General features: G+C 34.0%; 18 protein-coding genes and 4 pseudogenes. 10 read left to right on the top strand and 12 right to left on the bottom strand.

What is annotated here, in order from left to right; translation table 11 throughout:
• A partial coding sequence (locus AC1RYN_RS15820; RefSeq protein ID WP_481807721.1) for a transglycosylase domain-containing protein occupies nucleotides 1–258 on the top strand: 258 nt, incomplete at its 5' end.
• Nucleotides 259–409: 151 nt separating this feature from the next.
• On the opposite strand, the gene AC1RYN_RS15825 is transcribed toward AC1RYN_RS15820, so the two are convergent.
• Entirely contained in the window at nucleotides 410–577 is a 168-nt protein-coding gene (locus AC1RYN_RS15825) for a hypothetical protein (protein WP_481807722.1), read from the bottom strand.
• A gap of 77 nt (nucleotides 578–654) precedes the next feature.
• Nucleotides 655–813 carry a transglycosylase domain-containing protein gene (locus tag AC1RYN_RS15830; protein ID WP_481807723.1) on the bottom strand — a complete coding sequence of 53 codons (159 nt, stop codon included), beginning with the start codon at nucleotides 811–813 and terminating at the stop codon, nucleotides 655–657.
• 163 nt (nucleotides 814–976) lie between these two features.
• Between AC1RYN_RS15830 and AC1RYN_RS15835 the strand changes: the two genes are divergently transcribed.
• Both AC1RYN_RS15835 and AC1RYN_RS15840 read left to right on the top strand, forming a co-directional pair.
• Entirely contained in the window at nucleotides 977–1,225 is a 249-nt protein-coding gene (locus AC1RYN_RS15835) for a hypothetical protein (protein ID WP_481807724.1), read from the top strand.
• A gap of 700 nt (nucleotides 1,226–1,925) precedes the next feature.
• Nucleotides 1,926–2,189, top strand: a complete 264-nt coding sequence (locus tag AC1RYN_RS15840) for a hypothetical protein (protein WP_481807725.1) — start codon at nucleotides 1,926–1,928, stop codon at nucleotides 2,187–2,189.
• A gap of 230 nt (nucleotides 2,190–2,419) precedes the next feature.
• Here AC1RYN_RS15840 and AC1RYN_RS15845 read toward each other — a convergent pair.
• A pseudogene (locus tag AC1RYN_RS15845) lies at nucleotides 2,420–2,881 on the bottom strand (S1 RNA-binding domain-containing protein); the annotation flags it as partial.
• A 446-nt stretch (nucleotides 2,882–3,327) separates the two neighbouring features.
• Here AC1RYN_RS15845 and AC1RYN_RS15850 point away from each other — a divergent pair.
• On the top strand, nucleotides 3,328–3,792 hold the full coding sequence (locus tag AC1RYN_RS15850) for a hypothetical protein (RefSeq protein WP_481807726.1): 465 nt from the start codon (nucleotides 3,328–3,330) through the stop codon (nucleotides 3,790–3,792).
• Between the two features lie 17 nt (nucleotides 3,793–3,809).
• Here AC1RYN_RS15850 and AC1RYN_RS15855 read toward each other — a convergent pair whose 3' ends face one another.
• The 7 genes and pseudogenes from AC1RYN_RS15855 to AC1RYN_RS15885 all read right to left on the bottom strand — a co-directional run bounded on the left by AC1RYN_RS15855 (nucleotide 3,810) and on the right by AC1RYN_RS15885 (nucleotide 11,635).
• Nucleotides 3,810–4,316: a hypothetical protein gene (locus tag AC1RYN_RS15855; RefSeq protein ID WP_481807727.1), complete on the bottom strand. Its 507-nt coding sequence runs from the start codon at nucleotides 4,314–4,316 to the stop codon at nucleotides 3,810–3,812.
• A 153-nt stretch (nucleotides 4,317–4,469) separates the two neighbouring features.
• On the bottom strand, nucleotides 4,470–5,846 hold the full coding sequence (locus tag AC1RYN_RS15860; RefSeq protein ID WP_481807728.1) for a nucleoside permease: 1,377 nt from the start codon (nucleotides 5,844–5,846) through the stop codon (nucleotides 4,470–4,472).
• A 67-nt stretch (nucleotides 5,847–5,913) separates the two neighbouring features.
• Nucleotides 5,914–6,606, bottom strand: a complete 693-nt coding sequence (gene cmk / locus AC1RYN_RS15865; RefSeq protein WP_481807729.1) for a (d)CMP kinase — start codon at nucleotides 6,604–6,606, stop codon at nucleotides 5,914–5,916.
• Nucleotides 6,607–6,641: 35 nt separating this feature from the next.
• Entirely contained in the window at nucleotides 6,642–7,241 is a 600-nt protein-coding gene (locus tag AC1RYN_RS15870) for a murein L,D-transpeptidase catalytic domain-containing protein (RefSeq protein WP_481807730.1), read from the bottom strand.
• Nucleotides 7,242–7,245: 4 nt separating this feature from the next.
• Nucleotides 7,246–8,268: a type IX secretion system protein PorQ gene (gene porQ, locus AC1RYN_RS15875; protein ID WP_481807731.1), complete on the bottom strand. Its 1,023-nt coding sequence runs from the start codon at nucleotides 8,266–8,268 to the stop codon at nucleotides 7,246–7,248.
• Nucleotides 8,269–8,456: 188 nt separating this feature from the next.
• Nucleotides 8,457–10,911, bottom strand: a pseudogene (lon, locus tag AC1RYN_RS15880) (endopeptidase La).
• Nucleotides 10,912–11,179: 268 nt separating this feature from the next.
• Nucleotides 11,180–11,635, bottom strand: coding sequence for a hypothetical protein (locus AC1RYN_RS15885; RefSeq protein WP_481807732.1), 456 nt, complete (start codon nucleotides 11,633–11,635; stop codon nucleotides 11,180–11,182).
• Nucleotides 11,636–12,010: 375 nt separating this feature from the next.
• Here AC1RYN_RS15885 and AC1RYN_RS15890 point away from each other — a divergent pair, with 375 nt between their 5' ends.
• The 5 genes from AC1RYN_RS15890 (at nucleotide 12,011) to AC1RYN_RS15910 (ending at nucleotide 14,987) form a co-directional block, all read left to right on the top strand.
• Nucleotides 12,011–12,565, top strand: a complete 555-nt coding sequence (locus AC1RYN_RS15890) for an RNA polymerase sigma factor (RefSeq protein WP_481807733.1) — start codon at nucleotides 12,011–12,013, stop codon at nucleotides 12,563–12,565.
• 91 nt (nucleotides 12,566–12,656) lie between these two features.
• Nucleotides 12,657–13,193: an anti-sigma factor gene (locus AC1RYN_RS15895; protein ID WP_481807734.1), complete on the top strand. Its 537-nt coding sequence runs from the start codon at nucleotides 12,657–12,659 to the stop codon at nucleotides 13,191–13,193.
• Nucleotides 13,177–14,238: a hypothetical protein gene (locus AC1RYN_RS15900; RefSeq protein ID WP_481807735.1), complete on the top strand. Its 1,062-nt coding sequence runs from the start codon at nucleotides 13,177–13,179 to the stop codon at nucleotides 14,236–14,238. Before AC1RYN_RS15895 ends, AC1RYN_RS15900 begins: the two co-directional genes overlap by 17 nt.
• 18 nt (nucleotides 14,239–14,256) lie before the next feature.
• Nucleotides 14,257–14,628 carry a GIN domain-containing protein gene (locus AC1RYN_RS15905; protein WP_481807736.1) on the top strand — a complete coding sequence of 124 codons (372 nt, stop codon included), beginning with the start codon at nucleotides 14,257–14,259 and terminating at the stop codon, nucleotides 14,626–14,628.
• A 14-nt stretch (nucleotides 14,629–14,642) separates the two neighbouring features.
• On the top strand, nucleotides 14,643–14,987 hold the full coding sequence (locus tag AC1RYN_RS15910) for a GIN domain-containing protein (protein ID WP_481807757.1): 345 nt from the start codon (nucleotides 14,643–14,645) through the stop codon (nucleotides 14,985–14,987).
• Between the two features lie 270 nt (nucleotides 14,988–15,257).
• On the opposite strand, the pseudogene AC1RYN_RS15915 reads toward AC1RYN_RS15910, so the two are convergent.
• Nucleotides 15,258–16,581: pseudogene (locus tag AC1RYN_RS15915) on the bottom strand (MFS transporter).
• A 194-nt stretch (nucleotides 16,582–16,775) separates the two neighbouring features.
• Nucleotides 16,776–17,584, bottom strand: a pseudogene (locus AC1RYN_RS15920) (M48 family metallopeptidase).
• A gap of 204 nt (nucleotides 17,585–17,788) precedes the next feature.
• Here AC1RYN_RS15920 and AC1RYN_RS15925 point away from each other — a divergent pair.
• Nucleotides 17,789–18,655, top strand: coding sequence for an alpha/beta hydrolase (locus AC1RYN_RS15925; RefSeq protein ID WP_481807737.1), 867 nt, complete (start codon nucleotides 17,789–17,791; stop codon nucleotides 18,653–18,655).
• Nucleotides 18,656–18,657: the final 2 nt, after the last annotated feature.

Below are 18,657 nucleotides of genomic sequence, written 5' to 3' on the forward strand. Positions count from 1 at the left end.
GAATTTCACTATAGCAAAGATGAAATTTTAAAAGCTTATTTAAATGAAGTGAATTTGGGTCAAAGCGGCAACTATTCAGTTAATGGTTATGGTCTGGCATCTCAATTCTATTTTGGCTTACCGTTACGTGAATTGAATATTGCGCAACAAGCCTATTTAGTGGGTTTAGTGCAAGGTCCAACGCTTTATAATCCGTGGAAAAATCCTGAAGGTGGTCAAAAAAACGTCGTGATGTTGTGCTACATAACATGTTGGTGATGAATTATTTAACTCAAGAACAATATGAAAATAAATTGACATTCAAATAAGGCGCTATTTGACACTGCACGAGGAACTTAACCTTAGCAATACGTAACTGAACGAAGTACAATGCAATACCAATCGCCAAGGTTAAGTTCCTCGTGCAGTGTCAAGAGATCAGCACCTTATTTAAAGGGCGTGCAATTTCTTTTTCATATTGTTCTTGAGTTAAATAATTCATCACCAACATGTTATGTAGCACAACATCACGACGTTTTTTAGCACCTTCAGGATTTTTCCACGGATTATAAAGCGTTGGACCTTGCACTAAACCCACTAATAGGCTCTGTTTTGTGAATATTCAATTCACGTAACGGTAAGCCAAAATAGAATTGAGATGCCAGACCATAACCATTAACTGAATAATTGGCCTTGATCCAAATTCACTTCATTTAAATAAGCTTCTAAAATTTCATCTTTGCTATAGTGAAATTCAAGCAAAAAAGCCATCAGGGCTTCATTCACTTTACGTTTTAAGGTTTTTTCAGGGGTTAAAAAGAAATTTTTAACCAATTGTTGGTGTCAGTGTTAGGTGCTAGATCTCTTGACACTGCACGAGGAACTTAACCTTAGCAATACGTAACTGAACGAAGGCACACAACCACTCATCGTGAAGGTTTAACCGAGATCTACGAATGGAGTGTCAGCACCTTGGCGCTGCTTTGCGTTTGAGCGTTTGGCTTTACGCCGTTCACCGGCTGGTCATGGCTGGTGGATCGCCCAGAGGATCGGCGGCGTGGTGCTGGGGACGGCCACCTTTATGACCAACCGTTCGCGCCGTGACGATCGTTATCACGACGATGACGACCGTTACGTCGAAGATCAGGCAGAATCGGCAGAGAAAGGAGCAGCGCTTGCTGCGGCCTCGACGGCGGCTGTGGCCAACGCGGCGGAAGACGACGTCTTGTTGCAGCGCCTTCGGTGACGGAAACCGCCAAAATTGCGGCGGAAGAGGCTGAGGATCCGTTGCTTGAGCCGGCCTGCGGGCGAATGACGACGAAGATGCCGATGTCGCGCCTGTCGCGCCAGCGGTGGCTCGTGAAGCTGTTACCGCAGCCCCGGTTGTGGCACAGGCGCCGTCGGTTACGGTAGCTCCAACGGCTCCGGCCTCGGTGAACCAGAGTCCGATGAGTACGCGAGCGGAAAACAGTGCTCCACCGCTGTATTCATTTGAAATTCCTGAAGAGACGCCGACGCCGAAGGTAACGCGTCCGGCCGATCCTTACCAGGACGATGACGAACCGCGTATGGGGAACTGGGACGCGCCGGCAGTACGACCGTCGCACGATCGTTCTCCGTTTGATTTCTCCTGCTGCTCAACGCGATAGCGCTGACGTCAGTGCTCCTGGGCCGGTTTCAGTGCCGGTGAGCCTGCAGTGCCATCGTTCGGCAGCGTGAAACTTCAGGCGCAGGCTGCAGCAACGGCAAGCTGCTGGGCGCTGTTGCCGCCAATACCTTTATGCCGGCCTTTACGGCCACCAGCGACGCTAACTCGCAGGTCAAACAAGGCCTGGGGCCTGAGTTGCCGCGTCCGAATCCGGTGCGCATCCCAACCCGACGGGAACTGGCTTCTTACGGCATCAAGCTGCCTTCGCAGCGAATGGCCGAACAGGAACAGCGTAATCGTGGACGACGAGCCATTGCCGAATGCCAATGCTCTTCCGTCAGATCAAGACGATGAAGCTTTGCAGGAAGCGGCGCTGCGTCAGGCGTTTGCCGAGCAGCAAAACCAACGTTATGGCGCGGCAGACGCGCAGGATAACCAGGATGATGAGGCTGCTCTGCAAATAGGCCGAACTGCGTCAGGCGTTTGCCGAACAGCAGACGCAGCGCTATGGACAAGAGACTGCACCTTCGGTACAGCCAACTACGCCAGTAGATACTCGTAATGCGTTCGGCTTCTGCCCGACGGACGATCTGGTTGACGATGGCCCGGTTGAGCCACTGTTCACCCTGTCGCCACAGCTTGAAAGATCGCATTGAGCAACAAAGCAGGTGCTGACACTCCATTCGTAGGATCTCGGTTTAACCTTAGCAATACGTAATGAATCGAAGTACTACGAACAATTACGTATTGCTAAGGTTAATACATGCTCCTGTTGTTAGGGAGGCAGCACCTTGCTTCAATTCCGAAAACGTCAACGATCATACCACCTTTAGTTCTGCATTTCACAAAACCATTAACGATTTCACCTGTTTCGTTTGCAGCAATAACTCTATCCCATGATTTGATAGTACGTGCTTTTCTGTGAGATAATACTAATTGACCTGTTTTGTCCTCACGGATGTCGATTAATACTTCTACTTTGTCACCTACTTTTAAGTTTGGGTTGTAACGGAATTCGTTTAAAGAAATAACACCTTCCGATTTTGCGTTGATATCAACGATAACGTCTCTATCTGTAATTCTAACAACTACACCTTCTACTACTTCTTCTTGATCTGTAGCGATGAAAGTTTTTGATACTAAGTCTTCGAATTCTTGTAAGTTTTTCTCATCTACTGCATCGATACCTTCTTCGAAGTTATGCCAGTTAAAATTTGCTAAAAACTCTTCTTGTGATTTTAATTGTTCAGACATGCTGATAAAAATTTGTATTCTGTTTCTCTCGAGTTTCTTAAAGCGATAGAAAAAACAGAAGTTGTTTTACATAAATAGTTGATACCTAATGGAAACTCTTCTCTACCAAAAGGTTTGCAAAATTAATACATTTATTTGTACTGGCAAAATAAATCCAGATGATTATCAGCCAATTATTCAGGAGCAGGACTTTTACCTCTTTTCAGAACACGAAGTCCCGCTATCCGCTTCAATCTTTTGTGCCGAACCCCAGCACAAAAGGATTTTCACTTCTATCGGGCTAGATTAGAGGTTTAGTCTTTTTTAGGTGCTTATTCAGATTTACTAAACATACCTAATCCACCTTTGTCAAAGTTTAAAACTGACAAAGGTTTATTTTTCTTATTTTTACGCTATGGTCATGACACTCGAAGAAATAAAACTAAAAATCGATACTTTCCATAAAAATGGACAAGATCATCAATGCCATTTACTGGCTTTTAAAGAAATACAACCTCAAGAATTCCAACTTAAAAGGATTTGAGTTTAGAGAAAAAGCCGAACCTAGTTTTATTCTAATGACTACCGAAGGCGACTTTGGAAAACCACAAATCATCAGGATTCCAGAAAATACTTTCGAATTTCCGCTGGAGTTAATGCTCATTCTTATTGCTCACGAAATGGTTCATGTCAATCAAAAAACCATAAAACCTTATGTTTTAGATAAAAACGAACGAGAATGGCAAGCTTATTACGAAATGAATTTTAGTATTCTGTTTCCACATTTACCCGAAATCTCCAACTTTCATAAGAAATTCTTCGCCAACAAAGGTTTAGAATACTACAACCGAATGGGAGAAGACTCTGAACTGCAACAAAAATATGCTAAACAGAAAGATGAAGTAGAAAAACTAATTGCTTCGTTGGGATAAATTTATTCTACTATTTATCAATCTTTTATTTCTAGTATTTCTTTCAAATCCTCTATCGCTAGATTACATTCCTCGTTATAATTTATTATACCAAATATCAAGAACAAAATCATAAACAATGCACATACTAATTCCTGAATATCTAGATGCGAAAAGAGATTTTTAATTATAATAAAGATAGCCAAGAACGAAAACACATAAAATAGTATCGTAGGAAATAATTCAGATCTAATATCAATATAAACGACTACTTTAGAATCTTCGTTTTCAATAAATCCATTGATTTCAGGCAATAAGGGATTTCTATAATTCAATATACGCTGAACCGTAAACTGATCATCGGTAAGATCTCCTTCAAACTTTTGTTCCCTCACTTTAGAAAAAAGACCATATTTAAAAGCGGAATCATCAACAAAGTCGATATTCTTATCTAGATTATTAAAAACCTCTTTAAAAGTCAAATTAGGTTCTAGTACATATTCCTTAGCCGAAAACAATACCATTTTGCGAAATGTCAAAGCCATTTTTAGATAGTTTTAAATGCAAAAACAAATATATAAGTATTTAGCTCCAATAATCTAAATTGATTTAGATTATAAAAAGCATTCTACATTGTAAATAAAAAAAACCATTTTCTACAAGTAGAAAATGGGCTTTTAAATATAATTAACGAGTTCTTAATGACTCATATTTTCAAATTCTTTCGGATCATGCTTGTGTTTAAATAAAATCGCAAAAGCAATTGCAATTACCAAAGCATAAACTGCAAATGACAACCAGATATTATGCCAGTCTTTCATTAATATTTCACTACCAAAAACGCCATCAGCAGAAACGGTATTTCCGTGACTTTTTACAAAATCCAACATCTTAGGATTTGTAGATTCTGTTTGAAGAAAACCAGCCAATTCAGACGAGTTTTTAAATGATTTTGTAAAATATCTATCTATAGCCCATCCTGAAGTTAAACTACCGAGGATAGCTCCTACTCCATTAGTCATCATCATAAATAATCCTTGTGCTGAAGAACGTATTTTAGAATCTGTATTGCTTTCTACAAATAACGAACCTGAGATATTAAAGAAGTCAAATGCCATTCCGTAAACTACACACGACATAATAATCATCCATAAACCGTTTACTGGATCTCCAAAAGCAAATAATCCAAAACGCAATACCCAAGCAAGCATACTTATAAGCATTACTTGTTTGATTCCGAAACGCTTTAAGAAAAATGGAATTGCCAAGATAAATAAGGTTTCTGAAACCTGAGAAATTGACATGATAATAGTGGAGTACTGAATTACAAATGAATCAGCATATTTTGGAAAATGCTTGAATTCATCTAGAAAAACATCTCCATAAGCATTTGTAAGCTGTAAAGCGCCTCCTAAAAACATAGAAAACACAAAGAACAATGCCATTTTATAGTTTCCAAATAATTTAAAAGCCTCTAAACCTAAAGTTTCAACTAATGAAGCATTTTCTTTAGTCAAACGCTGAGGTTTACATTTTGGCAATGTAAATGAATATACTCCCAATACTAAAGCTGCAAATCCAGCAATGTAAAATTGATATTCTGTTGATTTGTTTCCACTTAGATTAGTAATCCACATTGCAACAATAAAACCTATGGTTCCCCATACACGAATGGGCGGGAAATCTTTTACGATATTTTTATTATTTAATTTTAAAGAAGTATATGATATTGAATTACTTAACGCAATTGTTGGCATATAACAACACATTGCAGCAAGCATAACATATATAAAAAGATCTGGAGTTGTTACTTGAGCAATTCCAAACAAAACTAAGGCATATGCGATATGTAAACCTCCGTATAATTTTTCGGCATTAATCCATCTGTCGGCAATAATCCCTGTAAGAGTTGGCATAAATAAAGAAGCAATTCCCATGGTTCCAAAAACTAAACCAAATTGAGTTCCTTCCCAATTCTTAGTCCCAAACCAATAATTTCCGATTGTAATAAGCCACGCTCCCCAAACAAAAAACTGAAGAAAGCTCATTATAATCAATCTGTTTTTAATTCCCATATGATGAATTGTCTTTAAAATAAAATTAGGCGGTAAAACTACTATTTAAAATGAAATCTGCAAAGAATTAAACTGTTTTTACAACATCATTCACTAATTCCATAACAGCTGCAAATTGTTCTTCTTTGTTTAGGTATGAATTATCAATTTCTACAGCATCTTCTGCAATCACCAATGGCGAGTCTTCACGGTGTGTATCGATATAATCACGTTCTTCAACATTTTTTAATACTTCTTCATAAGATACGTCATCTCCTTTTTCCTGCAGCTCATCAAAACGCCTTTGCGCACGGGTGCTAGCACTTGCAGTCATAAACACTTTAAGTTCTGCATCAGGAAAAACTACTGTTCCTATATCCCTGCCGTCCATAACAATGCCTTTATTTTTACCCATTTCCTGTTGCTGTTCTACCAATTTAGAACGCACCTGAGAAACTTCGGCAACTTTGCTTACAAAATTAGAAACTTCAATTGTTCTAATTTCTTTTTCTACATTTTCGCCATTCAAATACATTTCTCCAAAACCTAATTCAGGATTAAACTGAAAAACCAATTGAATCGAAGGCAAACTAGCAACTAATTTTTCTTTATCAAAAGAATCTGCACTTATATATCCGTTTTTCATTGCATAAAGCGCTACAGCTCGATACATAGCCCCTGTATCAACATACACATACTCTAATTGTTTTGCTAATTGTTTTGCCAAAGTGCTTTTTCCAGTCGATGAAAATCCATCGATTGCTATCGTTATTTTTTTCAAAATAGTATTTTATTATTTTTAATTATTTTATGTTTCTAGTAGTAAATATCCATAATGATATTTGACTTAGAAGTATCGATTATTTTTTCGATCCTTTTAAAAAAGTCTTCATTAACCATTGGGCATCCATGGCTATTTGAGATATAATAGTCCTGCTCTTCACACGGAACAGCTGAATAATGATGTAAAACTATGGCTCTTTTTAGTGCATTATTATTAGTTTGATCCAGACCTAACAATCTATATGCCTTCCCAAAAATTCCTTTATATGCCTTTTCTATTGAGTACCTTCCTAATGATGTAGCCTTTGAATCTGGCAAATTACTAAATTTCAAACTTCCTCTAACTCCAGTCTCCGAACCTGATCCATGTGCTACAAGTCCCTCATCTATAATAGTATTGTTTACTAAATCATAAACAAAAAAGCGGTTTTTACCTGATTTTATTTTCATATCAATCAGGAAAGCTATTTTAGTATTATACTTAGAATTACTACTTATCATTGTCCTTAATTCTCTTACCTGATCATTAAGCCTTATAATATCAGCATCACTAATGCTTTCTATTTGATATGTGTTTTTTGAGGTGGTAAATAAACCCGACCAAACAAATAATATTAAATAAAACACTTTCATAAACTTAATCTTGAAAATTAATCGTCAATCCAAAAAGATTTGTATTTGCTCCCAAACTATATCTGGAGTAAGAATAATTAAACTTTAGTTTATTTAATTTTAATCCAAAACCTAGTGACATTCCAGAAAAATTACGTTGTTCTAAAATTCGCAATTCTTCACCTCTTCTAAAATTATAACCTACACGAAAGTTAAATGCTCTTCTAGGAAAAAGCTCCACTCCTAGAATTACATGTCGCAATGCATTATTAAAAAAAGACACCTTCTCTTCGTTAGTAGTTCCATCTATATTTGTTGTACCTCGCACTGGGTTTGAGAAAGCAAGGTTCCATTGTTGTAAATTCTCTAATGTAAGATGCCATCTAATAGGTACATTTTCTAATTCCTGCGAAACCCCAGCCATTACCTCCAAAGGCAATTTTTCATGAATTCCTGAATAAGTGCTAAATTGGGTTCCTATATTTCGAATAACCAAAGCCCAATTTATATCATTTTTCTCATCAATGTAGAGCATTCCTAAATCTACTGCACCTCCGAAAGAGTGATAACTCTCTAAAGTCGAAGAAATTAATTTAGCATTTGCCCCAATATGTATATCTGTATATGGAATATTATAAGCATAACCAAAAGAGAGTGCTGCTTCACTTCCTGTAAAGTCCGAAGTTGCCTGACCATTTTCGTCATATCCATCAAAATTCCCATAATTCACATAAGTAATACCTGCCTGGAAAGTTTGCAAATGCTGATCATACGTATAAGCATAAGAACCGCTTCCGTAGGTTACTTCTCCATAATAACTTCCGTAATTTAAAGCAAGATGATTACTCATATCCTGATTTAAAGTTGCTGGATTAAACAAAACCTGATTCACATCATCATCATAAATGGTGATTGTCTTACCTCCTAAAGCTGCTTGCCTTGGTGAAGGCATTAAATTTAAAAACTGATAGGTATACTTACCTCCTATTTGCCCGTACGAAACAGCGCAAAAAGTAAATAAATAAAAGAATCCCAGTTTTTTCAGCATACTTATATATTGCTTTTCCTTTTACTAAAACGTAGCTGCGAAGATAAAATTATAATATGACAAATAACAAATTGTCGTTTTCAAATTAAAATAAAAAAATCCAAATCCTAAAACCAGATATAATCAGGTTAAGGACTTGGATTTTTATAATTACTATCAGTTACTATTACAAACTAAAATAGAATCCATTATTTCAATTCTTTAGCATTTTTAACTTTCTGATCTGTTAAAGCCAAAGCTAAAACTTCTCCCATCTCTTTTACGTAATGAAAAGTCAAACCATCTAAATATTCTGGTTTTATTTCGTCAATATCACTTTTATTTTCATGACATAAAATAATTTCTTTAATATTAGCTCTTTTAGCCGCTAATATTTTCTCTTTGATTCCACCAACTGGTAATACTTTCCCACGTAAAGTAATTTCACCAGTCATTGCAATATTTTTCTTCACCTTAATTTGCGTCAATAAAGACACTAATGAAGTTAACATAGCAATACCTGCACTCGGACCATCTTTAGGAGTTGCTCCTTCTGGTACATGAATATGAATGTTATATTTCTGGAACAATTCTGGATTCAATCCTAATTTCTTAGTATTTGCCTTAATATATTCCAATGCAATTGTAGCCGATTCTTTCATTACAGTTCCTAAATTTCCTGTAATAGTCAAAGCACCTTTTCCTTCTGATATTAATGATTCTATAAAAAGAATATCTCCACCAACGCTTGTCCAAGCAAGTCCAGTAACTACACCAGCAACATCATTAGTTTCGTATTTATCACGTTCTAATCTTGGCACACCTAATATCTTAACAATATCTTCCGTCGGTAACTTTTTTATTGTACTCTTCTTCCATTGCTACCGATTTGGCAGCATTACGAATTACCTGTGCAATTTTATTTTCAAGATTACGTACACCTGATTCTCTAGTATATCCTTCAACAATTTTTTCTAATTGTTTTTTACCAATAGCCAAATCTTTAGTAGTTAAACCATGAGCCAAAAGTTGTTTTGGAAACAAATGCTTACGTGCAATTTCTACTTTTTCTTCTATTGTATATCCAGACATTTTAATCACTTCCATTCTATCTTTTAATGCTGGCTGAATAGCCGACATACTATTAGAAGTAGCGATGAACATTACTTTTGATAAGTCATATCCCATTTCTAGGAAGTTATCATAAAAAGCATTGTTTTGTTCTGGATCCAAAACTTCTAATAAAGCAGATGATGGATCTCCACTATTACTGTTTGATAGTTTATCGATTTATCTAAAACAAATACCGGATTAGAAGTTCCTGCTTTTTTCAAGCTTTGAATAATTCTACCTGGCATTGCTCCAATATATGTTTTTCTGTGTCCACGAATTTCAGCTTCGTCACGCAAACCACCAAGTGAAATACGTACATACTCTCTTCCTAAAGCTTCAGCAACAGATCTTCCTATTGAAGTTTTTCCAACTCCTGATGTCCTGTTAAACATAAAATTGGTGATTTCATATCATTTCGCAATTTTAAAACTGCCAAATGTTCAATCATTCTTTTCTTTACTTCTTCTAAGCCAAAATGATCTCTATCAAGAATTTTTTGAGCTTGTTTTAAATCAAAATTATCTTTAGAGAATGTTCCCCAAGGCAATTCTAAAAACAACTCCAAATAATTTCTTTGAATACCAAAATGTGGTGATTGCGGATTCATTCTTCGCATTTTAGACAATTCCTTTTCGAAATGTTTTTGCGTTTTCTCATCGCAAACTTTTTCTTTGGCTTTCTCGCTCATTTCGTCCATTTCTTCCTCTTGCGAAACTCCACCTAATTCCTCTTGGATGGTTTTCATTTGCTGATGCAAGAAATATTCACGTTGTTGCTGATCTAAATCAAAACGAACTTTAGATTGAATATCGTTTTTCAATTCTAATTTCTGCAACTCAACGTTCATGTAACGCAATGTTTCAAGCGCACGTTCTTTTAAGCCATTTATCGATAATAAATCTTGTTTTTCTTTAACCGATAAATTCATATTCGATGAAACAAAATTGATTAAAAATGATTGGCTTTCAATATTTTTAATTGCAAATGTAGCTTCTGAAGGAATACTTGGACTTTCTTTAATAATTTGAATAGCTAATTCTTTTATAGAATCAACAATAGCATTAAATTCAGTATCATTTTTTCTCTGGGCGAGCTTCCTCTACATCTTTTACATTTGCAGTGATATATGGTTCTTCTGAAATTACTTCAGCAATTTCAAAACGCTTTTTTCCTTGCAAAATAACTGTAATATTTCCGTCAGGCATTTTTAGTACTCGAAGAATTCTTGCAACTGTTCCTACCTTATTGATATCATCTTTAGATGGATCTTCGTCCTCTTTCATTTATCTGAGAAACGACTCCAATGATTTTATCACCAGCATTTGCATCGTTTATAAGCTTTATAGATTTATCTCTCCCTGCAGAAATCGGAATAACAACTCCTGGAAATAAAACAGTGTTACGCAAAGGCAAAATTGGTAGCGAAAAAGGCAACTCTTCGTTATTCATTTCTTCCTCATCTTCAGGAGTCAATAATGGTATTAATTCGGCTTCAGAATCAAATTCCTGAAGTGACATATTGTCAATAGTAAGTATTTTATGATTTGACATAGTATAATATAAGTCGTTTTGTCATTAAAAAATAAATTCATATTGCAAATTACGGGATAAGCAGTCTACGTTCCATGTAAAACCTCTACAAGCCCCCTATTTATTTGCACAGCAATAAAAATAGACAATCATTATGCCAAAACAGATGTAAAGAAGAATTTTGATTTATAAGTCAATTCTAATCTTTACCAGATTGAGCTATTTTAAATTAATTCGTAAATATAAAAATACCGAAAATGTTTTTGGTATTTACTTTTAGGTCCAACAATTATTTCAACGTATAAGTGACTAACTCAGTAGTACCTTCTTCCGATGTGTACGTTTTAACTTCACCTAATGCCATTACTATATCTGCTGTTTTTTGAGAAACTCTAAATTCAATTACATTATTATATTTTACACCTCTAACGGCTAAAGAAGTTCCCTTTTCTAGAATAGTACCTGTATAGTCTACAGTAGTATTCACAGGTGGAACATTCGATAAATTATAAGTTATTTTATAAGAATAATATCCAGTCCATGATTCATTTACATCTAAATAATCTTTTAATAAAAGAGATTCATAAGCTGGTATTTCTCCTGTAGTATTTCCTTGTTCAAAGCTAACCATATCCATTTTAATATAATAATCACCTTTGTCTTTTCGCATAGAATAAGAAGCTGTACTCTTAATTCCCTCTCCCCACACCTGCAAATTGGTCAAATTTATAATAGGTATGCCCATCTACATCTTCAGAAGAAATAATTTTCATTGTATATTCATTTCCTCCAAGACTCGATACCCACTGATTTCCTATAGCTGTTGGCCAATAATCTCCTGTTGAATCCTTAGTGTCGCTTTCATCTGTCGCATCACTTTGACATGAAATAAAAAGAAATATTGTTACAAAAAGCGTTAAGATAAAAGTAATTTTTTAATGCTATTTCTTAACCAACTTGTAACCAACACAATATAATCTATACTAATGTATTTATGACCTTTTATATCCTTTATTAAAACACAAATAATCAATAAGTTTATTTTTTTTTAATATAAAAAACAAAAAACTGTAACAAACCAAAAAAAGCAAAGTCATTATTAAAAACCATTAGACGCTACTTGAATATAACCAACCAAAATATCGAAGAATTAATAATATTGTGCAAACAAAAGAATCAAAAAGCACAATTTGAAGTATACAACAGGTACTGTAAAGCTATGTATAATGTTGCGTATCGTATTGTAAAAGACGAACACTATGCTCAAGATGTTATGCAAGAAGCTTTTCTTAAAGCATTCACCAAAATTGATGACTACAAACAAGAAGTCGCTTTTGGAGCTTGGCTCAAGAAAATCGTAATTAATTACAGTATTGATTTTTACAAAAAAAACAATAAGTTTCAAATAGAAGATCTTAGTAAGACTTTATACAAAATAGAAGAAAGCGATAGTTTCTTTTCTGAAAATCTAGATTTAGATTCTCTAAAAGTAAAACAAGTCATGGAAGCTATTTTAAATTTAAAGGACAACTATCGAATGGTTTTAACCTTATTTTATATTGAAGGGTACGATCAAGAAGAAATAAGTGAAATACTTACTATTAGCTATGCCAATTGCCGGACCACATTGAACAGAGCTAAAAACAGTTTAAGAAAAGAATTAGAGGAAATATGAACTCGCCTTTAACAAAAAGTTTGTGCAAACAAACATCAATGAATAAAATGGCGATACTATATATCACCTCTAAAAAATAAAATTTGGATGTATGAAAAAGGAAAATGACAAATTAGACCAATTATTTGAAAAATTTGAAAACCAGTGGGATATTCAGGAAATGAACCCCCAACATGAAGCAGATTTTTTAAATAAATTAAAGAAAACAAAACCGAAAAAGAATTACACAATTACGTATGCTATCGCAGCTTCGATAGTACTTATGTTGGGAATTTCTGTGTTTTTTAATTCCAATCAAAAACCAAAAGAATTAAAATTTGCCTCACAGGAAACCAAAAGAACCGATTCAATTTTTGGAGCTCTAATTGCCAATGAACTTGAAAAACTTCATGACAAGAAATCTCCCGAAAATGAGCAAATAATTAGCGACGCGCTTAAACAAATGAAAACAATGGATAATGATTATGCAAAAATCATTACCGAATTACAAAAAAATGGCGAAAACAAACAAATTATTTATGCCATGATTAGCAATTTACAAACCCGTATTTCATTCTTGCAAAATGTATTGACACGCATTGACGAAAATGAAAAATTTAAAAACAGCACCCATGAAAAAACACTATAGCATACTTATTTTACTACTGATAATTCCTTTTTTAGGATTTGCAAGCGATGATAGCTATTCAACAAAACAAAAAACTATCAAGAAAACGTATATCGTTAACTCCAATGCTGGAATAGATATAGATAACAGGTACGGAAATATCTCTGTATCAACATGGGATGAAGATAAAATTGATCTTGAAGTTATCATCAAAGTATCTGGGAATAATGAAAACTGGGTAAACGAAAAATTAAACAGTATTAACATCGACATTACAGCATTAAAATCGATGGTTACTGCTAGTACAAACATTGGAAAATCAACATACAAAAGCAAAGGGAGCAGCAATAGTTTTGAGATTAATTATATCCTCAAAATACCTAAAAACGGAACTGTAAAACTTAACAATAAATACGGGAACATTACCACTGGAGACTTAGCTTCGACTGCAAATATCTTTTGTAAATATGGTAAAGTTAACCTTGGAAGACTTAATGGCAATACAAATACTATTCATATAGAATATTGTCAAAACTCGAATATTCAGTACATTAAAAACGGAAATATTGAAGCTCGTTATTCTGGTTTAAAAATTAGTGATGCTGGTAAGATCAATCTAGACACCAATTATACTGATGTTATTATGGGTGACTCTCAAAATATAAAATACGATTGTAATTACGGAACTTTTAAATTTCAAAAAACTGGTACAGTTGCAGGAGCAGGAAATTATTTGAATGTCAATATTGGTGAAATTTTAAACACTTTAAGTGTTGATCTTAACTATGGTAATTTAATAGTAGGGATTATAAATGAGAATGCAAATAATATAACAGTTAGCTCTGGATATTCAGATGTATCACTAGGATATGATAGCAACTATGCATTTGATTTTGATATTTCGACAAAATATTCTGGTATAAAAACAGATTCTTCGATGCAGATTTCGAACAATGAAGAAAAAAGCAATGCAAAAAAAGTTAGTGGTTTTTACAAGAAAAAAAATCAGAATAAAGTAGTTCTTACCTCAAACTATGGAAATATCACATTAATTAAAAAACAATAATCTAAAATCAATCAAAAAATGAAAAAATCAATTCAATTATTAGTTTGCAGTGTATTCTTTTTAAGTACAGTTGCTAATGCACAATGGTCTAAAGAACGTATCAAAGGAAATGGAAAAGTTGTAACCAATACTCGCTCAACTGCCACTTATGACGATATTAAAGTAATGGGATCCTTTGATGTCGATTTAGTTTCAGGAAAAGAAGGTGCTATTACAGTAAAAGCCGAAGAAAACTTACAACCTTACATTAAAATTGAAGTTGAGGGTAATATACTTAAAATTTACACCGAAAAAAATAAAAACATCAGTGCTAGTACTGGTAAAAAAATTCAGATTACCATTCCTTTGAGAAAATATCTAATGTTTCCCTTTCTGGTTCAGGCGATGTAACTTCTAAGAATACTATAAAATCTGATGTTTTTTCTGCGTCACTGTCTGGTTCTGGCAACTTAAATCTAGACGTTGATTTAGATATCTTTAATCTTGTTATAAGTGGTTCTGGAGATGCTGTTGTAAAAGGAAATACAGGGGATTTTAAAAGCAAATTATCAGGCTCTGGTGATATTGATACCTCTTCATTAAAAGCTAAAAATGTAGACTTTACTATTTCTGGATCTGGTGATAGCAAAATATTTTGTAGTGAAAATCTAAAAGCTAGAGTATCTGGTTCTGGAGATATAAAATATAAAGGAGATCCTAAAACAAAAGACACCAAAGTAAGTGGATCAGGAAGCATCTCAAAAGCATAAAAATAGAATCGTAGAAAAGCAATAATTATTAAAATATAATTATTGCTTTTTTATTAAGCATCGCTTTTATCCCCTACTCTGCTTAAAATTTCGTGCCCAGAAATAGAGAGCAGCAGTCGTTTTCTACAAAAAAACATTCAAACTAGATTCATCAAATAAATTAGCAGTTGAAATGCTTAAAGAAATTTTAAACAAATAATAGTACTTCGCCATGCATAAGAAAATCATGGCGGAGTTTTTTTTTAGTGCTTATTAAATATAAGTAATGATTTATTTATCTAAAGTTGCTGTTTTAGGAATTCTTCTTAATAGAAAAATAGCAACAACGAAAAAGACTCCTAAAATTACAATGGCCGCACGTGGGCTTCCAGTTATCTGATCGATAATCCCGTAACACACATTCCGATTACAATTCCGATTTTTTCAGCAACATCATAAAAACTAAAAAATGAAGCAGTATCTTCTGTTTCTGGTAATAATTTAGAGTATGTAGAACGTGACAAAGCCTGAATCCCACCCATTACAAGTCCAGCTATAGTTGCCATTACGTAAAAATGCATTGGTAAAGTAACAAAATAAGCGCCAACACTACAAAGTACTGCCCAAACAATATTAATGACAATTAAAGTTGGAATATTTCCAAATTTTGCAGAAGCTCTTGAAGTTAAAACAGCTCCTAAAACTGCAACTAATTGTATTAATAAAATACAAATAATTAAACCAATTGTACCCTCTTCTTTTGTTGGCCATTTAACTTCCTGTGCTCCAAAATAGGTAGCTACAAGCATTACAGTCTGTACAGCCATACTTGAAACAAAAAAACCTCCTAAATACCGTTTCAATGGAATATTTTGTTTTAATAAAGCCCAAACCTTCTTTAGCTCTTTGAAGCCATCAAATATGATGTGTTGGGATAACTTTTGACCCGTTTTTTTATTTCCTTTTGGCAAATAATAGTATGTATATTGACTAAATAATATCCACCAAGCACCGACCATTAAGAACGAATATCGCATTGCTTTCATTGCTGCTTCTCCATCGGTTCCTGTGATTCCAAAAAGTTTTGGTTTCATTATCATTGCTAAATTGATTATCAATAAAATCACACTTCCAATATATCCTAAGAATATCCTTTGGCACTAATTTTATCTTGTTGCTCTACAAAAGCAATATCTGGCAAATAGGAATTATAAAAAACCAAACTTCCCCAATATCCTAATAAACCAAGAAAGTAATCCCAATCCAACATATATATTTTCCAGATTAAACCAATATAATCCCATACAAGACAAGGCTCCTAAATACAAAAGAATTTCATGAACCATTTTTATTCCCCACATAATCTGCAATTCCGGATAATAATGGTGAAATAAAAGAAACAACCAAAAAAGCCATCGCTGTTACAAAACTAATCAAAGCTGAATTTTTAAGATTCATTCCAAAAACTTCAAATAATGATCTCCTTAGAAAATAAAGCATCATAAAATATCGGAAATACTGCTGATGCAATAGTAAGGGTATAAACTGAATTTGCCCAATCATAAAATGCCCATGCATTTAGCAATTTTTTATCTCCTTTTTGTAAGTTTTTCATAGAAATAGTTTCATTAATAGGTTACGAATTTATCTAAATTTTATTATAATTGAATCGTTTTTTAATAAATCATATATTAATAAATCATCGACCGGCTTAAATAACTGAACAATAACCACATAAAAAAGAAAAAGCTACCTTAAAAAGATAGCTTTATTGAAAATCAATGATTTTAGAAATCAATATATTTTATTTTATTTGATAATACCTACTTTGAGTGCTGTTGCTTTTGCTTGAGGAATTAATGCATTTAAATTAGCAATTCTAGTTGCATCAGACGGGTGTGTACTTAAGAAACTCTGGGTTTGCCCCGATGATTGAGCCGACATTCTTTTCCAAAAAGCAATAGAGTCATCTGCATTATATCCTGCAATTGCCATAAGCGTCAATCCTATTTATCAGCTTCACTTTCGTTATTTCGACTAAATGGCAGCATTACTCCTACTTGTGATCCGATCCCATAATATTTTTGCCACATTTCTTGTTTATCAGCACTTTGACTACCTGTAACAGCAGCAACACCTACTGCACCTAGTTGCTGTAACTGTGCAGCACTCATACGTTGTGCTCCATGATTAGCCAAGGCATGTGAAACTTCATGTCCTAGAACAGTTGCTAAACCAGCATCATCTTTAGTCACTGGCAAAATCCCTGAATAAACCACAATTTTACCCCCTGGCATGCACGCGGCATTCACTTCTTTATTATCAACTAATTTATATTCCCAGCGATAATCCTTAAGATATTGTGATTGCCCTAAATAGGTTAAGTATTTTTCAGCAGCCGCTTTTATTTTCATACCAACCTTTTCAACTCTTTTGGCATCGGCAGTACCGGTTATAACTTTATTTTCTTTGAGAAAAGTATTGTACTGCTGAAACGAAGACGGAAACAGCTCACTATTAGAAACAAAATTAAGACTCTTTTTTCCCGTAACAGGATTTACTGCACATGAATACACTGCTGCTATAGTAAAAATCCCCAATAATAATTTATTTCTCATGACTTTTAGATTTAATAACACACAAAAATACGATTATTCTAAATTCATTTTTTATACAATTCATTTAAAAAATATCATAATTAAAATTATTCTCCATACATAAGTTACCTTAATAGGTTCTAACATATCAATACATTTTATTAATTGTCTTACTTTTATATTTTTAAATCCAAATATTCTAAAAGCGCTATAAAACCTATTATAATGTCAAAAAAAACGTCTAGTCCCACAGAATCATTAAAAGTTCCTCGATTTATTATAGTAACAGGTAAACTTCTTTCTTTTATTTCGCCTAAACTAGCTACTTCATATGCTACGAAACTTTTTATAACTCCAATAAAACATAAGGTTCCTAAAAGAGAGTTAGAAATGGATCGTAAAAGCATACAAAGCACTATCAAAATACCTGCAATTAACAGCGAAGTTGTTGTCTATAAATTTGGTAAAAGCGATAAAAAAGTGCTCTTGGTTCATGGTTGGTCTGGACGTGGTACACAATTATTTAAAATTGCCGACGAACTATTAAAACATGGCTATGAAACCATTAGCTTTGATGCATCCTGCACACGGAAAATCTCCTGCAAGACTACTCATATGGTTGATTTTATTGCTTCAATTTTAGAAATTGAAAAACAATACGGCCCTTTTGAAGCTGCTATCGGACATTCATTAGGAGGCATGTCTGTATTAAATGCTATCAAACAAGGCTTAACTATTAATCGTGCAGTTATCATAGGCAGTGGTGATATTGTTCAGGACATCATTGATGATTTTGTTGCTAAACTAGAATTAAAACCAGATATCAGTATTCGTTTACGTGCTTATTTTGAAAACAAGCACAAAATAAAAATGAATGATTTTTCGGCATATGTAGCCGCTGCTGATGTAACTATTCCTGTTTTGGTTATCCATGATAAAGATGACCCAGAAGTTGCTGTAAAAGCTGGAATTCATGTTAATGAACATTTAAAGAATGGTACATTAGTATTAACCGAAGGATTAGGACATCGCAAAATTTTGGGCAATACAAATGTTATTAATAAAACAGTGCAATTTATTGAACATAAGTAATT

The sequence above is a fragment of the Flavobacterium sp. TC780 genome (assembly GCF_056783245.1).